We start from the raw sequence: 22,583 nt of genomic DNA on the forward strand, positions 1-22,583 counted from the left end.
GGCGAGGACGTTCCGCGTGAGTGTCCCCCTCCCCCTCTGCATCATCGGCGCGGGTGCCATCGGGCGCCGCCACATCGAGGTGGCCAGCGCCTCGCCCGCGATCCGGATCACGGCCATCGTGGAGCCGGACGCAACCACGCGCGCGACGCTCGCCACCGAGGGCCTGCCCGCCGTCGCTACGATTGACGACGCCCCGGCAGAGACCCGCGCCTGCGTCATTGCCACGCCGACACCGGACCACTGTCCCTCGACCCTCGCCGCGCTGGCGCGCGGCTGGGCGGTGCTGGTGGAAAAGCCCATCGCCGACACGCTCGACAACGCGCAGCTCATGGCGGAGACGGCCGCGGCCAAGGGCCTGCCCCTGATCGTCGGTCATCATCGCCGGTGCCACCCCTTCGTCATGGCCACCCGCGCCGCCTTGCCGGACATCGGGCAACTGGTCGGCTTGCAGGGCATGTGGTCGCTGCGCAAGCATGACACCTATTACGACGTGCCCTGGCGCCGCCTGCCCGGCGCCGGCCCGCTGGCCACCAACCTCAGCCACGAGATCGACCTGCTGAACGTCTTTGCCGGCCTGCCGGTCGAAGTCACGGCGCTGACCTCCAACAGCACGCGCGGCCATGTCATCGAGGACACCGCCGCGCTCGCCTTCCGCTTCGACAGCGGCGCGCTGGGGTCTTTCCTGATCTCGGACGCGGGCGCCTCGCCCTGGTCCTTCGAGGCCGCCAGCGCCGAGAACCCCGCCATCGCCGCCTCGGGCGAGGATTACATCCGCATCACCGGCACCCTGGGCGCGCTGTCCTTCCCCTCGCTCACCCGCTGGGGCGCCTCCGGCCCGGGCGAGGTGGAATGGTCGAAACCGCTCAAACGCTTTGACCCGCCCGGCTTCGACAAGGTCGACCCGCTGCTGGTCCAGATCGACCGCTTTGCCGCCTTCCTCGAAACCGGTGCCGACGACGTTCTCTGCCAGCCCAGGGACGGCATCGCCGCGCTGGAAATGACGCTGGCCACCGCCTTGTCCGGACAGACGCACCGCCCCGTCAGGCGCGGCGAGGTTCCGGGAGATTTCACAGGAGTTCTGACATGAGATTAGCCGGCAAACGTGCCTTCATCACCGCCGCGGGCCAGGGCATTGGCCGCGCCATCGCCGAAGGCTATGCCCGCGAAGGCGCCGAAGTCACCGCGACCGACCTCAACCCCGACCTGCTGGAGGGGCTGACCGGCACCACCTTCGCACTGGACGTGACCGACAAGCCCGTGCTGACCCGCGCCATCGAGGCCGCCCAACCCGACATCCTGGTCAATTGCGCGGGCTTCGTGCATGCGGGCACGCTGCTCGAGGCGACCGACGAGGATTTCGAATTTGCCATGATGCTGAACGTCCGGTCGCAATTCCATTCCATGCAGGCCGCCCTACCCGGCATGATCGAACGCGGCGGCGGGTCGATCGTCAACATCGCCTCCATCGCGGGCAGCATCGTGGCGGCGCCCAACCGCTGTATCTACGGCACCTCCAAGGCCGCCGTGATCGGACTGACGAAATCCGTGGCGCTGGACTATGTGACCAAGGGCATCCGCGTGAACTGCATCTGCCCCGGCACCGTCGACAGCCCGTCATTGCATGACCGGCTGCGGGCAATGGGCGACTACGAGGAAGCGCGCCGCGCCTTCAACGCGCGCCAGCCGATGGGACGGATCGGCACGCCAGAAGAGATCGCCCACCTGGCGATCTACCTCGGGTCCGACGAAAGCGCCTTTACCACCGGACAGGCGCATGTGATCGATGGCGGATGGGCGGTCGGCTGACCGCATCCGCCCAGCCCTTTCCTTTGCCCAACCGCCAAGTAGCGTCCCATGTCCGAAGCCCTCCCCCGCGAAGACCGCACCGCCGCCGGCGTGCTGATGATGGCCCTGGCCGTGCTGGGGTTCACCTTTATCGACAGCACGGCAAAATGGCTGATGCTGGCGGGGCTGCCCGCGCTGCAGGTGGTCTTTGCCCGCTACGCTGGGCATTTCCTGGTCGCTGTGGTGATCTACGGCGCGCGGGAGGGGCGCCAGGCCTTCGTCTCGAATGCGCCCTGGCGCCAGCTTCTGCGCAGCTTCTTCCTGCTGGGCAGCACCGTGTTCAACTTTTCGGCGCTGAAATACCTTCCGATCACCGTGACGACGACCATTACCTTTGCCGGTCCCATCGTCGTCACCCTGCTGGCCATCCCGATCCTTGGCGAAAAGGTTGGCCTGCGCCGGATCATCGCCGTCTGCGTGGGGTTCCTCGGCGTGATCGTGGTGATGCAGCCCTGGGGCGTCGATTTCCACCCCGCCATGTTCCTCTCCATCGGGGCGCTCAGCATGGCGGCGCTCTACTTCATCATGACGCGGCTCCTGGCGGGGATCGAAGGCAACGCCACGCAGCAGATCTGGTCCAGCGGCTTTGCCGCGCTGGCGCTGTTGCCTTTCGTTCTGGGCGGCTGGGTCTGGCCCGAGGGACCGGTCTGGATCGCCTTCTGCCTGATCGGCATCTTCGGAGCCAGCGGCCACATCGCGGCCGTGATCGCGCACCGCTGGGCGGATGCCTCGATCCTGGCACCGGTGATCTACATCCAGATCTTCCTGGCCGCCGTCGCGGGCATCCTGCTCTTCGACACCTGGCCGACGGTCTGGACGCTGGGCGGCGGCGCGATCATCATCGCATCCGGCCTCTATATCTGGCAGCGCGAGCGCGTGGTGCGCGGGAGAGTGCGCCGCCCGGTGCCGCATACGCGGTAGATGCGCCGGGGGCTCTGCCCCCGGACCCCCGGAGGTATTTCGGGCCCAAAGAAACATGGGCCCGGGACAGTATTCAGCCCCGCCCGATATAGGGCATCGCGCTTGCCATGACGGTCATGAACTGCACGTTGGCCTCCAGCGGCAGGGACGCCATGTGCAGCACCGATTTCGCCACGTTCGACACGTCCATGACCGGCTCCACCGCGATGGAGCCATCGGCCTGCGGCACGCCCTTGGTCATCTTCTCGGCCATGTCGGTCAAGGTGTTGCCGATATCGATCTGCCCACAGGCGATGTTGTAGGGCCGCCCGTCCAGCGACAGAGACCGCGTCAGCCCGGTGATCGCATGTTTCGACGCCGTGTAGGGCGCCGACCCCCAGCGCGGCACATGGGCCGAGACCGACCCGTTGTTGATGATCCGCCCGCCCTGCGGGTCCTGTGCCCGCATCCGGCCAAAGGCCGCGCGCGCGCAGATGAAGGACCCGGTCAGGTTGATCTCGATGCAACGGCGCCAGTCATCAACGCTGATCTCGTCCACCGGGCCACCCATGACCGACACGCCCGCGTTGTTGAACAGCGCGTCGATCCGGCCCCATTCCGACAACGCCTTGTCGAAAGCCGCGTCCACCTGTGCCTCGTCCACCACGTCGCAGGGCAGCGCCAGCGCGTTCTCGTGGCTACCCGCCATCTCGGCCACCGATGCCTCGGTCCGCCCCACGATCCCGACTTTCCAGCCCGCCGCCAGGAAGGCCTCGGCGCAGGCCTTGCCGATCCCGCGCGCACCGCCGGTGATGATGATTGTCTGGCTCATATGTCCCTCCCCCATGTTTCTTTGGGCAAATATATACCTCCGGGGGGAGCCGAAGGCGGGGGGCAGAGCCCCCCTCCCGCGTCACCGCCCCGAACCGTGTTCAGTGATTGTCGCGGGGCAGATCCTTGGCGATGCGCTGATAGGCCGTCGCCAGTTCCAGGCAGCCGCCGTCGCCAAGCTGGCCGACATGGGTGCGATAGATCTCTTCCCAGGGCGTCTGGCTGACGATCTCCGGCGCCTCCCAGGCCGCTTGCCGCGCGGCCCAGTCCTCGTCCGAAACCAGCGCATCCATGCGGCTGGCGTTCAGGTCCAGCCGCACACGGTCGCCCGTCTGCAGGAAGGCCAGCCCGCCGCCCACCACCGATTCCGGTGAGGCGTTCAGGATCGACGGGCTTTCCGAAGTCCCGGACTGGCGCCCGTCCCCCACCGTCGGCAGATGGGTGATCCCCGCCTTGATCAGCGCATCGGGCGGCTGCATGTTCACCACTTCGGCCGAGCCGGGATAACCGACACAGCCCACGTTGCGGATGAACAGCACCGTGCGTTCGTCGATGCCGAGGCTCTCGTCATTGATCCGGTCGTGGTAATCCTCGGGGCCTTCAAAAACCACGGCGCGGGCCTCGAAGACCCCCTCGTTGCCGGGTTCCGACAGGAATCGCTTGCGGAAGTCCTCGGAAATCACGCTGGTCTTCATCAAGGCACTGTCGAACAGGTTGCCTGAAAGCACCTTGAACCCGGCATTCCTGCGCATCGGCGCGTCGTAGCGTTTGATCACTTCGGTATCCAGACTGTCACACCCGGCCAGGTTCACCCCCACGTTGTTGCCCGTGGCCGTCATCGCCCCGGCGTGCAACCGCCCGGCGCTCATCAGTTCTCCCATGACCGCCGGCACGCCCCCCGCGCGAAAGAAGCTCTCGCCCAGGTATTCGCCCGCCGGCTGCATGTTGACCAGCAAGGGCACGTCAAAGCCGATGGTCTCCCAGTCCTTGACGTTCAGTTCCACCCCGGCGTGGCGCGCGATGGCTTGAAGGTGCGGCGGCGCATTGGTGGATCCACCGATGGCGCTGTTGACCACGATGGCATTCTCGAAGGCTTCACGGGTCAGGATGTCCGAGGGTTTGAGATCCTCGTAGACCATCTCGACGATGCGCTGCCCGGTCTCATAGGCCATCGCCATACGCTCGCGGAAAGGCGCGGGAATGGCGCTGGAGCCCGTCAGGGTCATGCCCAGCGCCTCGGACATGGCGTTCATCGTGCTGGCGGTGCCCATCGTGTTGCAATGGCCCAGGCTGGGCGCGCTGGAACAGACGCGGCCCATGAATTCCTCGTAGTCGATCTTGCCCTCGGCCAGCAGGCGGCGGCTTTCCCAGACAATGGTGCCCGAGCCGGCGCGCTTGCCCTTCCACCAGCCGTCCAACATCGGCCCGCCGTTCAGCCCGATGGCGGGAATATCCACCGTCGCCGCGCCCATCAGCATGGCCGGCGTGGTCTTGTCACAGCCCGTGGTCAGCACCACCCCGTCGATGGGATAGCCGTGCAGCACCTCGACAAGGCTCAGGTAGGCTAGGTTGCGGTCCAGCGCGGCAGTGGGCCGCTTACCGGTCTCCTGGATCGGGTGGACGGGGAATTCCATCGGGATGCCCCCGGCCTCGCGGATGCCCGCCTTGATCCGGTCCATCAGGAAGACGTGGATCTTGTTGCAGGGCGCCAGATCGCTGCCGGTATTGGCGATGCCGACGATCGGCTTTTCGCCCTGCAGTTCCTCGCGGGTAAAGGCCTGGTTCTGGTAACGCTCGACATAAAGCGCGGTCATGCCCGGGTTGTTGGGATTGTCGAACCACTCCTGCGAGCGGAACCGCTTGTTGGCGCGAGTGTCAGACATGTCCTTCCTCCCTTGGGACGCCCGCCGATTCTGGCAGGTCTGTTCTCTTGTGCGAGTGTTCCAATTTGGTATACCAAATGCAAGCCGCTCGGCGGGAGGCCGGGCAAGAGAGGGCGCAAACCGCCCCCAGGCCGGGAGGACTTGACCATGACGACACGCCCCGCCGCGCAGCGGATGGCGCCCCTGACGCTGGCCGCGCTGCTGCTGGCAGCCCCCCTGCAGGCAGAGCCGCGTCTCGACCTCGACAACCTGCGCAGTTGCGTCGAGACGGCGGTGGACCTGGGCAAGGCCCCCACCGCCTGCGTGGACATTGCGCACGCGCCCTGCCTTGAAATCTCGACCGAAACCCCCGCCGTGGCGGGCCTCTGCTTTGCCGAAACCCGGCAGGAATGGTCAGAGGCCATCGCCGCACGCATGGCGGATCTGGGCGAAAAGGCCCCTGAACGCATTGCAGCACTTGCCGGGATCGAGGTGAAATACGACCTGCTCTCCTCGCTGGTGCAATGCGACCGGATGGAGGAACTGGCCCTTCTGCGCGAATTGCCCGCCGAAGAAATCCAGCTGCAGAAGGCCCGCTGTACCGCCACCGCCTCGGGGCTGGCCTATATCCGCCTGCTCTGGCGCCTGCCCGACCCGGACACACCACTTGCCAAGGAGACTGACCAATGATCGGAGAACCGCCCCGCCTGACCATCGTCAAGGGTGCCCCCCGCCCGACAGAGGCGCAGATTGCCGCCCTGCAAGGAGTCGAGACCGCCTTCCTCTGCGACGCGATGGGCGGCATGGGGGCAATGGCAACACCCATCGCGCCCATCGGCTTCGGGCGTGACCTCGACTGTCACGCGGTGGGCCCCGCACTGGTGGCCGACAGCGGCCCCGCGGACATCATCGCCACACTCGCAGCGGTCAACCTGCTGACGCCGGGCGACATTGTGGTCCATGCGGCCCACGGCAACCAGGACCGCGCCACCATCGGCGACCAGCTCTCGGGGATGCTCAAAAACGCGGGCGCCGCCGGTTTCGTCACCGACGGGCCGATGCGCGACTACGCCGGCATCGTCGCCGCCGGCCTGCCCGCCTGGTGCACCGGGCTGAACCCCAATTCGCCTTATACATCGGGTCCCGGCACCCTGGGGGCCAGCGCGACCGTCGGCGGCTGCCATGTCGCCACCGGCGACATGATTGTCGCCGACCGCAACGGCGTCGTGGTGATCCCCTTTGCGCGGATCGACGAGGTCATTGGCCGCGTCCAGGAGGTTCAGAAGCTCGAGTCCGAGCTTGAGCACAAGGTCAAGGACGGCTTCAAGGCGCCACTGGACATCGACGCGATGCTGGCGGACGGCTCGGCCGTGGAAATCGGGTAAGGGGGCGCTGCCCCCGTCTCCCTCTGGTCGACTCCCCCGAGGGTATTTGGACCAAGAAGAAGCTGCAGGCGCGTCCCTGATGTTTCTTCTTGACCCAAATACCCAGGGGTGAATGCGCAAAGCGCAGAGGGGCGACGCCCCTCCCCCGCGTGTCTCAGCACGCAGGACCCTCAGGCAAAGGCGCTCTTGGCGCCGCCGCTTATCTGGGTCTTGAAGATCGAGGTGTTGTCCGGCGCCGGGGGCAAGGGCAGCGTCACCGGCACATCCGCAAGCCGTGGCGTGAAGACCGGCGCGCCGGTGATCATCCGGTCCTGGAAATCCTCCCAGAACTTACGCTGTCCGAGCGAATGGATGTAGCTCGACCCGCCCAGCAGCGGCCAGGCATCTGCGCTGGCGCATTCGTAGAACAGGATCTTGCGCGCCCGGTCCGAGACATTGGGCGCCGAGCCGTGCAGCAGGCGCACGTGATGCACCGTCATGTCCCCCGCCTTGCCGGTCAGCGTGACGATCCTGTCCTTTTCGAACAGCGGATCGTCCGGGTCGATCGCCCCGCAGAACACGCCGCCCGCGTGATGGCTCAGCACCGGCCCCTTGTGTGATCCCGGGATCACCAGCAGCGGACCGTTGTCCTCGGTCACATCCTCCAGCATCAGCCCGAAGGCCAGGAGCGAGTCGTTGGTGGCCGGGTAAAAGGCCCAGTCCTGGTGCCATTCCACCGCCGCACCGCCACCCGGCGCCTTGCAGTTCAGCTTGGCGGTGTTCAGCACCGTGTCCGGGCCGAGGAGGTCGTTCAGCACCTCCGTCACCTTCGAGTGTTTCAAGATCCGGTCATAGACGGGATCCTGCTTGTGCGGCAGCTTGATCCGGGTCAGGCGCGGAGTGTCGGCGCAATGGCCGGTGTCGAGGTCGAAACGCTCGTCGCTTTCGGTGATGCCACGCGAGGCGTCGATCAGCCCGTCGGTCACGGATTGCAGCTCTGCCAGTTCCTCGGGCGTCACCACCTGCTCGACCTTGAGATAGCCGTTCTCGGCGTAGAAATCCTGTTGTTCGCGGCTCAGCATCGCGTCTCTTCCCCTGTTGCACGCTTGATGGCTCGACAGATGGTATCGATACCATGACTTGCGTGGTATCGATACCACCCTATCCTGAGCGCTGTCAAACGAAGGGACCGACATGGACCGCAAATGGGTGACGATGGGTGACGTGGCGCGGGCGGCGGGGGTGGGCAAGATCACCGTCAGCCGCGCCCTGCGCACCCCGTCCAAGGTCAGCGCCGACACGCTGGAGAAGGTGCAGAAGGCGGTAATGGAGCTGGGATATGTTCGAGACGAGACTGCCGGCGCGCTGTCCTCCCAGCGCTCGCGCGTCGTTGGGGCGCTGGTCTCGACGCTGGAACAGCCGGTCTTTGCCTCCACCATCCGGGGTCTTGAAGAGGGGCTGAGCGCGGGCGGCTTGCAACTGCTGCTGGGCAGCACGCGCTACCAGCCCGAGAAAGAGGCGCTGATGGTCTCGACCCTGCTGGGCCGCCGCCCGGATGCACTGGTGCTGACCAGCAGCGACCATACCGAGGACACCCGCCGCCTGTTGTCCGGCGCCGGTCTGCCGGTGATCGAACTCTGGGAGCTGCCGGAGGTGCCGATCCATGCCGCTGTCGGCTTTTCGAACCGGCAGGCGGGGCGCGACATGGCACGCCACCTGATCGCATCCGGGCGCCGCGCGCCGGTCTTTCTGCGGACAGACCGCGCCAGCGACACCCGCGCCGACATGCGCGAGAAAGGCTATCTGGATGCGCTGAAGGGGCACGCGCCGCGCATCCATTCGGTGCCGCCCCGCGAGGACCAGGGCGGGCCGGACTACGGGGCCGAGGGGCTGGCGCAGGTCCTGCAACGCTGGCCCGATACGGACGCGGTGATCTGTGTCAGCGATGCGCTGGCGGTGGGCGCGCTCTGCGAGGCGCGGCGGCGCGGCATCGACGTGCCCGGCGCCCTGGCGGTGACCGGCTTTGGCGACATCGACGTGGCGGGGGCCGCCGCGCTGGACCTGACGACCGTGCGCATCGACGGTGCGGCCATCGGGCGCGAGGCCGCGCGCCTGACCCTCGCCGCCTGCGACGGCGAGGACATCAAGGGAACGAGGATCGACCTGGGCTACCAGCTGATCCGCCGGGCGACGGGCTAGTCGCGGCCCTTCTTGGCCTCTTCCTCCAGGTCCAGCCCGTTCATCCGCGCGATGTGATCGGCGATCCAGGGCACGTAGTCCTCGGCATGGCCCTGTGCCTCGATCTGGGTGAAATATTGCCGCGTGGCAGAGGCCATCGGCGACAGCGCCCCCGCCTCTGCCGCCATCGACAGGGCATAGCGCACATCCTTCGACGCATTGGCCACGGAAAACTTGTGCGCGTCGCGGTTCCGATTCACCGCGTAGTCCATGAAGGTGTCGAAGAACCCGTTGCCCAGCCGGGACGAGCCGATGACCCGCTGGATCGTGGCAGGCGGGATGCCGACTTTGGCGCCCAGAGAGGTCACCTCGGCATAAAGCGCGGCATAGCTCATGGCGATGGTGTTCATGATCAGCTTCATCTTGTGGCCCGCGCCCACGGGGCCGACGTGGTTGATGTTGCCGGCCCAGCAATCCAGCACCGGCAGGATGCGCTGGAAGACCTCCGGGTCGGCGCCGACCATCGCGTCCAGCGTGCCGGCCTCGGCCTCCTTGGGGGTACGGCCCAGCGGCGCGTCCACCATGTGCCCGCCGCGTTCGCCCAGCTCGGCGGCCAGCGCCAGGGTCACGTTGGGATCGGAGGTGGAACATTCCACCACGATCAGACCGTCGCGCATCCCCGCAAGGATGCCGTCCTCGCCCCGAAAAACACTTTCGACCTGCGGCGCGTTGCCAAGACAAATGTGGATCACGTCGCAGGCTGCGGCCATCTCGCACGGGGTCGCCACCTCGACCGCGCCGCGCGCCACCAGGTCCTCGACCGGTGCGCGGTTGCGGTTGCCCTTGACGACCAACGGGTGGCCCTTTTCCAGCAGGTTCTTCGCCATCCCGTGACCCATGAGACCCACCCCGATGAACCCGACCTTGACCTTGTCAGACATGCGCTTCCTCCCCTTTTTGAGCGCGCCGGGGCGGGTCGGCGCACGGGGCAAGGCGGCACCTGGCCGCAAACGGCCTCCCGCCGTCCCGCACGCCGTTGACATTCCCGCCCCGGCTGGTTTGATTGCAGATGGTATACCAAACCGGCCGCCACGCAAGCAGGCCGGACATCAGCCGGATCAGGAGGAGAACATGACAGCGACACGGGCGCCTGCCCCATGCTGACCTTTGCGCTGGCCGTCCTTTTCCTGATCATCACGCCGGGTCCCGGGGTGTTGTCGACCGCCGGGCTGGGCGCCGCCTACGGGTTCCGTCCCGGGCTGGCCTATGTGCTGGGGCTTTTCATCGGCACCAACCTCGTGGCGCTTGCCGTGATTTCCGGCGTCGCCGCCGTCGTGCTGTCGGTGCCGGTGGTGCGCACTGTGCTGATGGTGGCCTCGATCGCTTACCTGCTCTACCTCGCGGCGCGCATCGCCTTTGCCGGCAGCAAGATCGCCTTCATCGAGGCCAAGGCGCCCCCGGCCGTGATGGCCGGCATCCTCTTGCAGGCGATCAACCCCAAGGCCTACGCCGTCAACACCACGCTTTTTGCGGGCTTTCCCTACGCGCCCGACAGCATCATGTTCGAGACGGTGACCAAGCTGCTCATCGTCAATACGATCTGGATACCGATCCACCTGGGCTGGCTTCTGGCCGGGGCCACGCTGCACCGGCTGAACCTGTCCGACAGGGACCAGCGCCGGATCAACTACGTCATGGCCGCCTCGATGCTGGCAGTCGTGGTTCTTGCCATCTTCGCCGCCGGAGACGCTGCCAATGCCCCATGAAACCGCCATAGCCAGGCTGCAGGAGCTGCTGGGAGACCGGCTGAGCACCTCGAACGCCGAATGCACGCTGCACGGCCAGAACGAGACCTATTACCCCAATACGCCGCCCGACGCGGTGGCCTACCCGGAGACAACCGAGGAAGTCTCGCAGATTCTGCAGATCTGCCACGCGCAGGACTGCCCGGTCACCGCCTATGGCGCCGCCAGTTCGCTGGAGGGCCAGCACCTGGCCCTGCACGGCGGCATCAGCCTGGACATGGGCCGGATGAACCGCGTTCTGGCGGTCGACCCCGAGGACCTGACCTGCACCGTGCAGCCCGGCCTGACCCGCAAGGCCCTGAACGAGGAGCTGCGTGCCACCGGCCTCTTCTTCTCGGTCGATCCCGGCGCGGATGCCAGCATCGGCGGCATGGCGGCCACCCGCGCCTCTGGCACTACCGCCGTCCGCTATGGCACGATCCGCGACAATGTTCTGGCGCTCGAGGCGGTCATGGCCGACGGCACGGTGATCCGCTCGGGCTCGCGCGCGCGGAAATCCTCGACCGGTTATGACCTCACGCACCTGATGATCGGCTCCGAGGGGACACTTGGCATCCTCACCGAGCTGACCCTGCGCCTGCACGGGACGCCAGAGACCGTGACCGCCGCCACCTGCCGTTTCGAGGATGTCGAACAGGCGGTGCAATGTGTCATCACCACCATTCAGTGCGGCATCCCGATGGCCCGGATCGAGCTCTTGGACCACATGATGGTGCGCGGCTTCAACGCCTATGCCGATGCGGGCCTGCCGGAGAAACCGCACCTGTTCCTGGAATTCCACGGCGCGCCGCAGGCGGTCGCCGAACAGATGGCAAGTTTCGAGGAGATCGCGGCCGATTTCGGTGCCGAGGGCTGGCAGACGGCCACCACGACAGAGGACCGCAACGCGCTCTGGGCCATGCGTCACAACGCGCATTACGCCTCTGCCGCCCTGGGGAAGGGAAAGCACATATGGCCCACGGATGTCTGCGTGCCGATCTCTCACCTGGCCGAGGCCGTGGCGCAAAGCCAGGCCGATGCCACCCGCCTCGGCCTGACCGCCACCATCGTCGGCCACGTCGGCGACGGCAATTTCCACGCCGGCCTGTCGGTCGATCCCAATGACCCGGATGAAATGGCCCGCGCGCATGAGTTCACCCATGCCCTTGGCGAAACCGCCCTGCGGCTGGGCGGCACCGTGTCGGGCGAACATGGCATCGGCATCGGCAAGCAATCGTTCATGGATGCCGAACACGGCGCGGCGCTGGCCTATATGCAGGCCATCAAGCAGGCCTTCGATCCCAGGGGCATCCTCAACCCGGGCAAGCTTTTGCCCGCCCAACCGCAGGCAAGGGCCGCCGAATGACACGCTTTCTTTCCCTTGGCGAAATCATGGTCGAAATGGCCCCGGCGCCGCAAAACCCCGGCCTGTTCCGGCTGGGCTATGCCGGCGACACTTTCAACACGGCCTGGTACGCGCGCCGCCTTCTGCCCGCCACATGGACCGTCAGCTATGGCACCGTGCTGGGAGAGGACGCCATGTCGGATGACCTGGCCCGGTTCATCGGCGCGCAGGGCATGTCCAACGACGCCATCCGCCGCCACCCGACCCGGACGCCGGGCCTCTACATGATCCAGACCCGCGACGGCGAACGCAGCTTTTCCTATTGGCGCGGCCAGTCCGCGGCCAAGACGCTCGCCGATGATCCCGCCTGGCTGGACGAGATCATGGCCGAACGCGACGTGATCCAGTTCTCGGGGATCACCCTGGCCATCCTCGCACCCGAGGCCCGCAGGACGCTTTGCGCCGCACTGGGACGGGCGCGGGCTGCGGGCGCCCATATCGCCTTTGACACCAACCTGCGCCCGCGTCTGTGGGAAAGCGCCGAGGCGATGCGCTCGGGCCTGCTCATGGGCGCTGCCGTCTCGGATACCGTGCTGCCCAGTTTCGACGAGGAACAACTGGCCTTCCAGGACGCCACGCCAGAGGACACGCTGCAACGCTATCGTGCCGCCGGGGCCAGTTGCGTGGTGATCAAGAACGGCGAGGCGCCCTGCCACGGCTGGTCCGAGGCAGACGGAAGCGTCACCACCACCCCGCCCGAGGTGACGAAAATCACCGACAGCACGGCGGCGGGCGACAGTTTCGGCGCCGGGTTCCTGGCCGCGCGCGCCACCGGCGCCAGCCTCGGCACCGCCATGTCCCGCGCCGCCCATCTGGCGGCAGAGGTCATCCAGCACCCCGGCGCGCTGGCGCCGCAGATCTTCGACCAAGGAGAGACCCCATGAACATCCTCATCATCGGCGGCGCCGGTCTCGTCGGCCAGAAACTCGCCCGCCTGCTGGCAAAGCGTGGCACGCTGCGCGGCAAGCCCATCACCCGCCTGACCCTGGCCGATGTCGTCACCCCCGCCGAAATCGACGCGCCGTTCGAGGTCGCCTATCAAAAGGCCGACATCACCGATCCCGTTTCCGCCGCCGAAGCCATCGCGCCGGACACCGACGTGATCTACCTGCTGGCAGCGGTCGTCTCGGCCCATGCCGAAGAGGATTTCGACTTCGGCTACAAGGTCAACCTGCACGGCCATCTCAACGTGCTGGAACGCGCCCGCGCGCTGGGGACACAGCCGGTCGTGGTCTTCACTTCCTCCATCGCCGTCTACGGCGGCGAGGTGCCCCAGCCCTTCACCGACGACAGCTTCCTCAACCCGCAGATCAGCTACGGCACGCAGAAGGCCATCGGGGAACTGCTGCTCAACGACTACTCCCGGCGCGGCTTCATCGACGGGCGCGGCTTTCGCCTGCCGACAATCTCGGTCCGCCCCGGCAAACCGAACCGCGCCGCCTCGGGCTTCATGTCCTCGATCTTTCGCGAGCCACTGCAGGGCCAGGCCGCCAACTGCCCGGTGGATATGGATTTCCACCATTTCTACCTCAGCCCCCGCAAATGCGTGGAAAACCTGGTCAAGGGCGCCGAAATCCCGCGCGAGGACCTGGGGCTGAACCACTGCATGACCATGCCCGGCCAGGTCTGGACCATTCGCCAGATGATCGACGCCATGACCGCCGTTGCAGGACCGGAACCCGCCAAACTCATCACCTGGGAGCCCCAGCCCGAGATCGCGGGCATCCTCAAGGGCTGGCGCAACGACATCCGCCCGCAAAAGGCCGCGCGCCTCGGTCTCGAACCGGACACCAGCTTCGAGGACAACATCCGCTACTTCCTCGAAGACGACCTGCCCGCCTGAAACAGGCCCCGGGTTTCTTTGGTTTGAAAAATACCTTGGGGGTGAATGCGCGGAACGCGCAGAGGGGGCAACGCCCCCTTCCCCGCCAACCACGGAGAACAACATGCCAGATTTTGCGATCTATCCCAGCCTCAAGGGCAAGACCGTCTTCATCACCGGTGGCGCCTCGGGCATCGGCTCCGAGATGGTCCGCGCCTTCGCCGCGCAGGGCGCCCGCACCGGCTTTGTCGATTTCGACCGCGAGGCCGGCGAAAAACTCGCCGCCGAGACCGACGGAGAGGTCCTCTTCGACTTCTGCGACCTGCGCGAGATCGACCAGCTCAAGGCCAGCTTTGCCCGTCTCGCCGATAAACTGGGCGCCGCCACGGTGCTGGTCAACAACGCCGCCCGCGACGACCGCCATACATGGCAGGACGTGACCCCCGAATACTGGGACGAGCGCATGGCCACCAACATCCGCCACCAGTTCTTTGCCATCCAGGCCGTCGCGCCCGGCATGATCGAGGCCGGCGGCGGCTCGATCATCAACATGGGATCGAACAGCTGGTGGGAAGCGGGTGGCGGAATGCCCGCCTACACCACCGCGAAATCCGCCGTGCACGGGCTGACCCGGACGATGGCCCGCGACCTCGGCGAGCACAACATCCGCGTCAACGCCATCGTGCCCGGCTGGATCATGACCGAACGGCAGAAAGAGCTCTGGGTCACGGCCGAGGCCATCGACAAGCACCGCCAGCGGCAATGCCTCCCGGACCTGATCGAGCCGGTCTACCTGGCACGGATGGCGCTGTTCCTGGCCTCCGACGACAGCGCGATGTGCACCGCGTCGAACTACATGGTCGAGGCCGGGTCCATCTGATCGCCCGGACCGCTACCCCTTGCGCGCCGCGCGGATGTCGCGCGGCGTGGCGTCATAGTGTTTCCTGAAGGCCCGGTTGAAATAGGACACATCCCCGAACCCGGCCTCCAGCGCGATGCGGCTGATCGGGACGGCGTCCCGGGCCGGGTCCGACAGGGCTTCGAACGCCAGGTCAAGGCGGCGCGCCAGCACAAGCGCGGTGAAAGTATCGCCCTCGCTGGCCAGCAGCTTGCGGATATAGCTCGGCGTCACGCGCATGGCGCCCGCCACCTCGGCGATGCCGAACCCCTCGTTCGCCGCGCCGAACCGGATCGCCGCATGGATCTGGCGCAGGCGGGCGGCCGCCAGGCCGCGCTGGTTGGCAATATGCCAGTCATCGCGGCGGGCACCGATGGCACAGCCGGCCAGGTCCGCGATATGCAGGCTGATCATCTCCAGCGTCGCGGGATCGATCCGGTCCTCTGCCATCAGCATCCGGACATAGCCGGTCAAAAGGCTCAGCCCGTTGGTTCCACGGGGCAGCACGGTCATGGTCAGCCGGTCGATGTCGGCCACCCGGCATTCCATCGCTCGGGCCGGTAGAGTGACGGTCATGTAACGGCCGCTGCTGGACAGGGTGCGGCCCGCATCGTCGGACCGCCGCACCAGCACATCACCGGACCGGGCCACCAGCTCTGCCCCACGCTGTTGCAGGCTGACGGTGCCTTCGATCGGGATCAACAGGATGATATCGTTGTTGCCATCGCCCAAGAGCTCGGGTGTCCGCTCGCAACTGATCGAGGAAACGACTCCCAGACCAAGCGCGGCCGAGCCGAAATCCCGGAACACCGCGTCATGAAAGATCGGGCCGTCCTCCAGCGGCGCCATGTCCAGCCGGATCACCTCGCGGCCAAAGACCTCGCGCCAGATTTCCATCCGGTGCGCGGGCGGCAGGTGACTGGCCGAGAACCGCACAGGCGGCGCCCCGGCCAGCTTCGTATCGGACCGAATCTCCGTCATGACGCCAGGTTAACACGGCATCGGCTGCGCCGCGTTTCAGATATTGGCATCCGGATCCAGGAAACCGCAGTAGTCGCGATCGCTGCCTTCGTCATCCGAAACGTCCGCAAGGGTCCGGCACTCGCCGGGCGCCGACTTCGGATTGAAGTTGTGCGGCGTGTAGGACCAGGCGATGCAGCCCTCGGTATCGCGGCAAAGCTGCTCGCAGGCGGCGGGGCCGACCTGCTCATAGTTGAACACGGCAGAGGTGGACCCGGGCAGCAGCTTGCAGTGCTCGTAGTCCTCGGCCAGGGCCGGCACGGCGGTCATGCAGACCGTGGCCATCAGGAAAAGCGTGCGGAACATGGTCGGTTTCCTCTCGGTTCAGCGTGCGATCTTGCCGCAAAAGGCGCGGTCTGAGGCTTCGGTCTTGTAGACATCGCCCAGCAACTGGCAGTGCCCGGCCATCGAAGAGTCAAAGCTGTGGGGGCGGAAATTCCAGGCCGCGCAGGCCTCGTCCGCCTCGCAGGCGGCAAGACAGGTCGCGTATCCGGTGTGATTGTCGTTGTCATTGGACAGGATGGTACTGACCGCCGACTGCCAGCACTTCTCGGGTGCGTCCTCTGCGAAGGCCGGAGCCGAGAAACAGATCAGGGCTGCGGCTGCAAGTGTCGAAAATCGTTGCATGAATGCTCCTGGGAACAGTGAATTGGTTCCCAGAGCTTAATCCTGCGGTCGCGCGGCAGTCTTGGACTGACCGCGCCAGGGTCTTGGCCTCAACGCGCCTTTTGGCCGACATCCGCGACAATCCGCCGACGAGCCCGCGCCGCGCCCCTGCGGTATCCGCGCGCCCCGGGTCATGCCCGGGGCGCGCACCACGTTGCTATTCCGCGGCCATCTGCGCCGTGGGGGTCGACAGCGAGATCGCCATTTCCTCTTCGGTCATGTCCTCCGGCAGCCCTTCGAACAGCGGCGTCGACAAATAGCGTTCGCCGGTGTCGGGCAGCATGACCAGCATGACAGAGCCTTCCGGCGCGCTTTCTGCCGCCTTCATCGCCACGGCAAAGCTGGCCCCGCCGGAAATGCCGGTAAAGATCCCCTCTTCCGCGGCCAGCCGCCGCGACCAGGCGATGCCATCGGGTCCCGGCACCGGCACCAGGTCATCGTAGTACCCCTTGTCGATGCTTTCCTGCAGCACCCAGGGGATGAAATCCGGGGTCCAGCCCTGGATGGGGTGCGGTTCGAAATTCGGGTGGCTCTCGGTGGGCTGATGCGCCTCGTTGCGGGTGTTCGTATAGCCAGACCCGACAATCGCCGCATTCGCCGGTTCGCTGAGGATGATCTTGGTGTCCGGGCGTTCCGCGCGCAGCACACGCGCCACACCGGTCACCGTGCCCCCGGTGCCGTAACCGGTGACGAAGTAATCCAGCCGCTCGCCGTCGAAATCAGCCATGATCTCGCGCCCGGTGGTGCTGGCGTGGATGTCTGCATTGGCTGCGGTCTCGAACTGGCTGGCCAGGAACCAGCCGTTCGTCTCGGCCAGTTCCTTGGCCTTGGAATACATGCCAAAGCCCTTCAGCGCCTTGGGTGTCAGCACCACCTTGGCCCCCAGGAACCGCATCAAACGGCGCCGTTCAACCGAGAAACTCTCGGCCATCGTCACCACCAGCGGATAGCCCTTGGCGGCACAGACCATCGCCAGCCCGATCCCGGTATTGCCGCTGGTCGCCTCGACCACGGTCTGCCCCGGTTTCAGCGTGCCATCCCGTTCGGCCTGTTCGATGATCCCGATGGCCAGACGGTCCTTGACCGAGCCCGCCGGGTTGAAAGCCTCGAACTTGACATAGACCGTGACGTGGTCCGGCGCGATGCGGTTGATGCGGATCGCGGGTGTGTTTCCGATCGTGTCGAGCACGCTGTCATAGCGGCGCCCCCGGCCCTCGGTGCTGCGCTGTGTCATGGTCTTCCTCCCCTTTTTCGCCCGACCGTCACGGGCCCTTGAGGGAAGCCTAACCGATTCTGCCCCCCGGGTGTCAGCCCTTGGCGGACAGCCAGTCATCCAGGGCCGCGCCCAGCACCTGCCAGTCTGTGTATTCGTGATCCTTGCCCGGGTCGGCCTGCGGGTCCTTGGCCGCCACGATCCGGCGCATGACGAACCGGCGAAAGATGTCGTACTCCGACGGCCGGTAGGCGCCCGCCACCTGCACCACCTTCTTCGGGTGCCAGTCGGTCGCCTGCGCGAAATCCGACACGATCCGGTCGAGGTCGGCCCATTCCTCGGCGTCGTGCCCGGCGGCGGCCAGCGAGACAGAGACGAAAAGCACCGGCAGCTGGTCCAGCGCGGCCCCGTGCCTGGCCGCGAATTCGCCCATGTCCTTCTGGTAATGCCCGAGGTGGACCGAGGCCGCCAGGATCACCCGGTCGAACCGGGCCAGGTCGATGTCCCCGGCCTCTGAGACAGGCAACAGCTCGACCGAATGTCCCTGATCGGCCAGCCGGTCCATGAGAAACCGGGCGATCCTGCGGGTCTGCCCCTCTGTCGAGGCATAGGCGATGAGCATTTTCATGGGCGTCCCTCCTGTTGCGCGCAAGATGGCGCAACAGGCGACCCGCTGCCTTGACCGAGGTCATGTGAGATCCGGCGGATCCGTCTCCGTAGGGTGGGTTGTTTCAACCCAACCCTCCGAACGCCCTCAGTTGACCGGCGTCACCAGCGGTTCACCCTTCAGGAAAGCCGCCACATTGGCCAGTTGCAGTTCCGCCATCGCTGTCCGCGTCTCAACGCTCCCCGACCCCTGGTGCGGCTGCAACACCACGTTGTCCAGCTTCAGGAACCGCGGGTCGATATTGGGCTCGTTCTCGTAGACGTCCAGCCCCGCCCCGGCGATCTCGCCCGCTTCAAGCGCATCCAGCAACGCGCCCTCGTCCACGGTCGTCCCGCGCGAGATGTTGATGACCACGCCGCGCGGTCCCAGCGCCTGGATTGCCTCGCGGGTCACATGACCCTTGGTCTCGGCCCCGCCGACCAGCGCGATCACCAGGAAATCCACCGCTTGCGCCAGCGACACCACGTCCGGGTGATAGGTCCAGCCCGGTGTCTCCTTCTCGGACCGCGAGGAATAGTGGATCTCGCATTTGAAGGCCGCCAGACGGTCCGCAATCTCGCGCCCAATGCGGCCCAGACCCACGATCCCCACACTCGAGCCGGATACCTTGCGGTTGAGCGGGATCTCTCCTTCCTTCGCCCAGCGCTGCGAGGCGACATGCGCATGGCCCCGGATCATCGTCCGCGCCTGGGCGATCATCAGCCCGACCGCCAGGTCGGCCACGTCGTCCGACAGCACGTCCGGCGTGTTGGTCACCGCGATGCTGCGGGCGCTGGCGGCCTCGACGTCGATGGCATCATAGCCGACACCGTAGTTTGCGATCACGCCCAGTTGCGGGAACAGGTCCATCTGCTCGGCCCCGAAGGGCGCATGCCCCTTGTAGGCCACCGCGCGGATGCTGGCGCGCAGGGTCGAATCCAGCCCCGCCATGTCGCCCGGCCCGTCGACGAAGACCGCCGGATAGGCCGTGCTCAGCCGGTCACGCTCGTCTTGCTTGAAGCTTTTTCCGCAGATCAGCAGTTGCGTATCGCTCATGGCTTTGGCCTTTCGTCACAGAAGTTTGCGGATGCGCGCCAGCGCCTCCAGGATGTTCTCGGTCGAATTGGCGTAGGAAAAGCGCAGATAGCCCTCTCCCCAGGCGCCAAAGGACGTGCCGGCCACCGTGGCCACGCCCGCCTCTTCGAGAAAGCGTGTCTCGGCCTCTTTCGAGGTCAAGCCCGTGCCCTCGACATTCGGGAAGGCATAGAAGGCCCCCGCCGCATCGGCACAGCGCACGCCGGGCAGCGCGTTGAGCTCTCGCACGATCACCTCCCGCCGCGCGTCGAAGGCGGCAACCATCTCGCGCACCGCGTCCTGCGGCCCTTCCAGAGCGGCGATCCCCGCGTATTGCGTCGCCGCGTTCACGCAGGAATGGTCGTTGATGCACAGCCGCGTCGCGTGATCCACCAGCGCATCCGGCCAGACCGCGTAGCCGATGCGCCAGCCGGTCATGGCATAGGTCTTTGACCAGCCATCCAGCATGATCAGCCGGTCACGGATCTCGGGATAGTTCAGCAAGGACACATGCTGACGCCCGCCATAGAGCATGTTGGAATAGATCTCGTCCGACATCAGCGCCACATGCGGATGGTCAGCCAGACCGGCCACCAGCTTGTCGATCTCTTCCTTGGGCGTCACGCCGCCGGTCGGGTTGGCGGGCGAGTTGATAATGATCAGCCGCGTCTTGTCGGTGATCTGGCCCAGCACCTCCTCGGCGGAAAAGGCGAAATCGTTTTCCTCTTTCAGCGCAATTGGAACCGGCGTGGCGCCGGAATACTTGATGACGCTTTCATAGATCGGGAAACCCGGGTTGGGATACATGATCTCTGCCCCCGGTTCGCCGAACATGAGGACGGCAAAGAACATGGTCGGCTTGCCACCCGGCACCACAACCACGTTGTCGGGGTTCACCTCTGCCCCGTGGCGGCGGTGCAGGTCGGCGGCCACCGCCTCGCGCAGGGCGGGAATGCCATTGGCCGGCGTATAGCCGTGGTGGCCGTCGCGCAGCGCCTTGATCCCGGCCTCGACGATGTGCTCGGGCGTGGCGAAATCCGGCTGCCCGATGCCCAGGTTGATGATGTCGCGCCCCTCGGCGGCCAGCTTTCCGGCCCGCGCCAGCACGACAAAGGCGGATTCAGTGCCCAGCCGCGACATGCCCGCGGCAAGTTTCAGATCACTCATGCGTCCTCCCCGGCGCCTCGTTTCGTCATTTTGGTATACCAGAAGCCCCGCAAGGAAAAGCGGATATGCCACCAGCCCCAGGCGCAAGCCCGATTGACTCCGGCGGCGGAAATTGTTTACTTGGAAACGAATTTACCGCCAGCGCGGCACCCTGGGTAGGAGTTTTCCGACATGACGGCACAACCGGAAACGATGGGCGACGGCCTGATCACCTATGAACTGGACGGCGACATCGCCGTCATCGGGCTGAACCGCCCGGACAAGCGCAATGCGCTGTCCGACCGTTTCGTGATCGCGCTGGGCCAGGCCGTGGCCCGCGCCACCACCGAGGCCCGCGCAGGCGTGATCCACGGTCATGGCAAGAACTTCAGCGCCGGGCTGGACCTGGCCGAGCATTCCGAGAAACCGCTGTTCGAGGCGGTCAAGGGGTCGCGCCTCTGGCACCGCACCTTCGAGAGCATCGAACTGGGCGAGATCCCCTTCGTCGCCGCCATCACCGGCGCGGCCGTGGGCGGCGGGTTCGAGCTGGCCTCCAGCACCCATATCCGCGTGGCCGAGGAAAGCGCCTTTTTCGCCCTGCCCGAGGGGACGCGCGGCATCTTCGTCGGCGGCGGCGGTTCTGTCCGCATCTCGCGTCTGATCGGCCCGGCGCGGATGGGCGACATGATGCTGACCGGGCGGTCGGTTTCGGCCAGTGACATGGAACGCTGGGGCGGCGTGTCCTACGTCGTCGAGGACGGCACGGCCCTGACCCGCGCGCGCGAAATCGCGCACCGCATGGCGGAAAACGCCGAGTTCACCAATTACGCCATCCTCAACGCCCTGCCCCGCATCGCGGACATGTCCGCCGACGACGGGCTCTTCACAGAGGCGATGGTCGCCTCGCTGGCCACCATTACGCCCGAGGCCAAGCAGCGCCTCAAGGACTTCCTGGAAAAGCGCGCCGCCAAGGTGCAGGCGCCCACCAGCTGACCGAAGGCATAGGAGAGAGACCATGATGAACGTCGACGACCTGGTTGCCATCGACATCCACACCCATGCCGAGGAACCCTGCTGCGGCCCCCGCGACGACGGTTATGACGAGTTCCAGGCCGGCATGGCCAGGTATTTCAAGAACCCGGCGGGCGCCTCCGGCATGCTGCCCTCGGTCCAGCAGACCGCCGAGTATTTCCGCGAACGCAAGATCGGCGCGGTGATCTTTCCCGTCGATGCCGAACGTGAGACCGGCTTCCGCCGCTACTCGAACGAGGAAGTGGCCCAGATCGCCGCCGAGAACGACGACATCCTGATCCCCTTTGCCAGCATCGACCCCTCCAAGGGCAAGGCCGGCGCCCGCGAGGCGCGCCGCCTGGTCAAGGAGTTCGGCGTCAAGGGGTTCAAGTTCCACCCGACGATGCAGGGCTTCTACCCCAACGAACGCTGGGCCTATCCCCTGTACGAGGCGATTGCCGAGGAAGGCGCGGTCATGCTGTTCCACACCGGCCAGACCGGCGTCGGATCGGGGATGCGCGGCGGCATGGGGATGCGGCTGAAATATTCGAACCCGGTGCATGTCGACGACGTGGCGGTGGATTTCCCGGACACGCCCATCGTGCTGGCGCATCCCTCGTTCCCCTGGACCGAAGAGGGCCTGATGGTCGCCCAGCACAAGCCCAACGTCTACATCGACATGTCCGGCTGGTCGCCCAAGTATTTCCCGAAGATCTTCGTGCAATACGCCAACACGATCCTGAAGAAGAAGATGCTCTTCGGCTCGGACTGGCCCGCCATCACGCCGGATCGCTGGCTGAAGGATTTCGAGGAGCTGGACATCCGCGACGAAGTGCGTCCACTGATTCTCAAGGAAAACGCCAAGCGCCTGCTGAGTCTCTGAGGCGGCCCCGGGCTTCTTCTTGGCAAAAATACCCC

At 66.3% G+C, this 22,583-nt stretch carries 24 protein-coding genes; 13 read left to right on the plus strand and 11 right to left on the minus strand.

Annotation, left to right across the window (positions count from 1 at the left end; all coding sequences use genetic code 11):
- The first annotated feature begins 16 nt into the window (after positions 1-16).
- From PVW46_RS10785 to PVW46_RS10795, 3 genes are read left to right on the plus strand one after another with little or no spacing between them, the layout of a single operon-like run.
- Positions 17-1,087: a Gfo/Idh/MocA family protein gene (locus PVW46_RS10785; RefSeq protein ID WP_083242348.1), complete on the plus strand. Its 1,071-nt coding sequence runs from the start codon at positions 17-19 to the stop codon at positions 1,085-1,087.
- Positions 1,084-1,806, plus strand: a complete 723-nt coding sequence (locus PVW46_RS10790; protein ID WP_043144052.1) for an SDR family oxidoreductase — start codon at positions 1,084-1,086, stop codon at positions 1,804-1,806. Before PVW46_RS10785 ends, PVW46_RS10790 begins: the two co-directional genes overlap by 4 nt.
- Positions 1,807-1,854: 48 nt before the next feature.
- Positions 1,855-2,766: a DMT family transporter gene (locus PVW46_RS10795; protein WP_043144050.1), complete on the plus strand. Its 912-nt coding sequence runs from the start codon at positions 1,855-1,857 to the stop codon at positions 2,764-2,766.
- A 73-nt stretch (positions 2,767-2,839) separates the two neighbouring features.
- Here PVW46_RS10795 and PVW46_RS10800 read toward each other — a convergent pair whose 3' ends face one another.
- Entirely contained in the window at positions 2,840-3,577 is a 738-nt protein-coding gene (locus PVW46_RS10800; RefSeq protein ID WP_043144047.1) for an SDR family oxidoreductase, read from the minus strand.
- 100 nt (positions 3,578-3,677) lie between these two features.
- Positions 3,678-5,459 (minus strand): IlvD/Edd family dehydratase, encoded by a 1,782-nt coding sequence (locus tag PVW46_RS10805; protein ID WP_069209995.1) that lies wholly within the window; start codon positions 5,457-5,459, stop codon positions 3,678-3,680.
- A 147-nt stretch (positions 5,460-5,606) separates the two neighbouring features.
- On the opposite strand from PVW46_RS10805, the gene PVW46_RS10810 reads away from it, so the two are divergent.
- Positions 5,607-6,128: a hypothetical protein gene (locus PVW46_RS10810; RefSeq protein ID WP_069209996.1), complete on the plus strand. Its 522-nt coding sequence runs from the start codon at positions 5,607-5,609 to the stop codon at positions 6,126-6,128.
- Positions 6,125-6,823, plus strand: a complete 699-nt coding sequence (locus tag PVW46_RS10815) for an RraA family protein (protein ID WP_069209997.1) — start codon at positions 6,125-6,127, stop codon at positions 6,821-6,823. The genes PVW46_RS10810 and PVW46_RS10815 overlap by 4 nt, the downstream gene beginning before the upstream one ends.
- Before the next feature lie 170 nt (positions 6,824-6,993).
- On the opposite strand, the gene PVW46_RS10820 is transcribed toward PVW46_RS10815, so the two are convergent.
- Positions 6,994-7,884: a phytanoyl-CoA dioxygenase family protein gene (locus PVW46_RS10820; RefSeq protein ID WP_069209998.1), complete on the minus strand. Its 891-nt coding sequence runs from the start codon at positions 7,882-7,884 to the stop codon at positions 6,994-6,996.
- Positions 7,885-7,996: 112 nt separating this feature from the next.
- Here PVW46_RS10820 and PVW46_RS10825 point away from each other — a divergent pair, with 112 nt between their 5' ends.
- Positions 7,997-9,001, plus strand: a complete 1,005-nt coding sequence (locus PVW46_RS10825) for a LacI family DNA-binding transcriptional regulator (protein WP_083242349.1) — start codon at positions 7,997-7,999, stop codon at positions 8,999-9,001.
- On the opposite strand, the gene PVW46_RS10830 is transcribed toward PVW46_RS10825, so the two are convergent.
- Positions 8,998-9,921 carry an NAD(P)-dependent oxidoreductase gene (locus PVW46_RS10830; protein WP_069209999.1) on the minus strand — a complete coding sequence of 308 codons (924 nt, stop codon included), beginning with the start codon at positions 9,919-9,921 and terminating at the stop codon, positions 8,998-9,000. The genes PVW46_RS10825 and PVW46_RS10830 overlap by 4 nt on opposite strands.
- A 216-nt stretch (positions 9,922-10,137) precedes the next feature.
- Here PVW46_RS10830 and PVW46_RS10835 point away from each other — a divergent pair, with 216 nt between their 5' ends.
- From PVW46_RS10835 to PVW46_RS10855, 5 genes are all read left to right on the plus strand, one after another.
- A complete protein-coding gene (locus PVW46_RS10835; RefSeq protein ID WP_069210000.1) occupies positions 10,138-10,746 on the plus strand; it encodes a LysE family translocator in 609 nt (202 codons plus the stop codon).
- Positions 10,736-12,130 carry an FAD-binding oxidoreductase gene (locus PVW46_RS10840; protein WP_069210001.1) on the plus strand — a complete coding sequence of 465 codons (1,395 nt, stop codon included), beginning with the start codon at positions 10,736-10,738 and terminating at the stop codon, positions 12,128-12,130. Before PVW46_RS10835 ends, PVW46_RS10840 begins: the two co-directional genes overlap by 11 nt.
- Positions 12,127-13,053, plus strand: a complete 927-nt coding sequence (locus PVW46_RS10845; protein ID WP_069210002.1) for a sugar kinase — start codon at positions 12,127-12,129, stop codon at positions 13,051-13,053. Before PVW46_RS10840 ends, PVW46_RS10845 begins: the two co-directional genes overlap by 4 nt.
- Positions 13,050-14,012 (plus strand): D-erythronate dehydrogenase, encoded by a 963-nt coding sequence (gene denD / locus PVW46_RS10850; protein WP_043144017.1) that lies wholly within the window; start codon positions 13,050-13,052, stop codon positions 14,010-14,012. The genes PVW46_RS10845 and denD overlap by 4 nt, the downstream gene beginning before the upstream one ends.
- A 103-nt stretch (positions 14,013-14,115) precedes the next feature.
- Positions 14,116-14,871 carry an SDR family NAD(P)-dependent oxidoreductase gene (locus PVW46_RS10855; protein ID WP_069210003.1) on the plus strand — a complete coding sequence of 252 codons (756 nt, stop codon included), beginning with the start codon at positions 14,116-14,118 and terminating at the stop codon, positions 14,869-14,871.
- A gap of 12 nt (positions 14,872-14,883) precedes the next feature.
- Here PVW46_RS10855 and PVW46_RS10860 read toward each other — a convergent pair whose 3' ends face one another.
- The 7 genes from PVW46_RS10860 to PVW46_RS10890 form a co-directional block, all read right to left on the minus strand.
- Positions 14,884-15,870: a helix-turn-helix transcriptional regulator gene (locus tag PVW46_RS10860; RefSeq protein ID WP_052244609.1), complete on the minus strand. Its 987-nt coding sequence runs from the start codon at positions 15,868-15,870 to the stop codon at positions 14,884-14,886.
- A 36-nt stretch (positions 15,871-15,906) separates the two neighbouring features.
- Positions 15,907-16,215 carry a PAN domain-containing protein gene (locus PVW46_RS10865; protein ID WP_043144011.1) on the minus strand — a complete coding sequence of 103 codons (309 nt, stop codon included), beginning with the start codon at positions 16,213-16,215 and terminating at the stop codon, positions 15,907-15,909.
- Positions 16,216-16,233: 18 nt separating this feature from the next.
- Positions 16,234-16,536, minus strand: coding sequence for a hypothetical protein (locus PVW46_RS10870; protein ID WP_069210004.1), 303 nt, complete (start codon positions 16,534-16,536; stop codon positions 16,234-16,236).
- A gap of 196 nt (positions 16,537-16,732) precedes the next feature.
- A complete protein-coding gene (locus PVW46_RS10875; RefSeq protein WP_069210005.1) occupies positions 16,733-17,809 on the minus strand; it encodes a PLP-dependent cysteine synthase family protein in 1,077 nt (358 codons plus the stop codon).
- A 73-nt stretch (positions 17,810-17,882) separates the two neighbouring features.
- Positions 17,883-18,416: a flavodoxin domain-containing protein gene (locus PVW46_RS10880; protein WP_069210006.1), complete on the minus strand. Its 534-nt coding sequence runs from the start codon at positions 18,414-18,416 to the stop codon at positions 17,883-17,885.
- Positions 18,417-18,542: 126 nt separating this feature from the next.
- A complete protein-coding gene (locus PVW46_RS10885) occupies positions 18,543-19,490 on the minus strand; it encodes a 2-hydroxyacid dehydrogenase (protein WP_069210007.1) in 948 nt (315 codons plus the stop codon).
- A gap of 15 nt (positions 19,491-19,505) precedes the next feature.
- Complete coding sequence (locus PVW46_RS10890) at positions 19,506-20,675, minus strand: pyridoxal phosphate-dependent aminotransferase (protein ID WP_069210008.1); 1,170 nt, start codon at positions 20,673-20,675, stop codon at positions 19,506-19,508.
- A 171-nt stretch (positions 20,676-20,846) separates the two neighbouring features.
- Here PVW46_RS10890 and PVW46_RS10895 point away from each other — a divergent pair, with 171 nt between their 5' ends.
- Both PVW46_RS10895 and PVW46_RS10900 read left to right on the plus strand, forming a co-directional pair.
- Positions 20,847-21,647 (plus strand): crotonase/enoyl-CoA hydratase family protein, encoded by an 801-nt coding sequence (locus PVW46_RS10895; RefSeq protein ID WP_274575919.1) that lies wholly within the window; start codon positions 20,847-20,849, stop codon positions 21,645-21,647.
- A 25-nt stretch (positions 21,648-21,672) separates the two neighbouring features.
- The gene (locus PVW46_RS10900) at positions 21,673-22,548 is read left to right on the plus strand and encodes an amidohydrolase family protein (RefSeq protein ID WP_069210101.1); all 876 of its coding nucleotides are present in this window, start codon (positions 21,673-21,675) and stop codon (positions 22,546-22,548) included.
- The last annotated feature ends 35 nt before the right edge of the window (positions 22,549-22,583 follow it).

The sequence above is a fragment of the Mameliella sp. AT18 genome (assembly GCF_028807275.1).
GTDB lineage: Bacteria > Pseudomonadota > Alphaproteobacteria > Rhodobacterales > Rhodobacteraceae > Antarctobacter > Antarctobacter albus.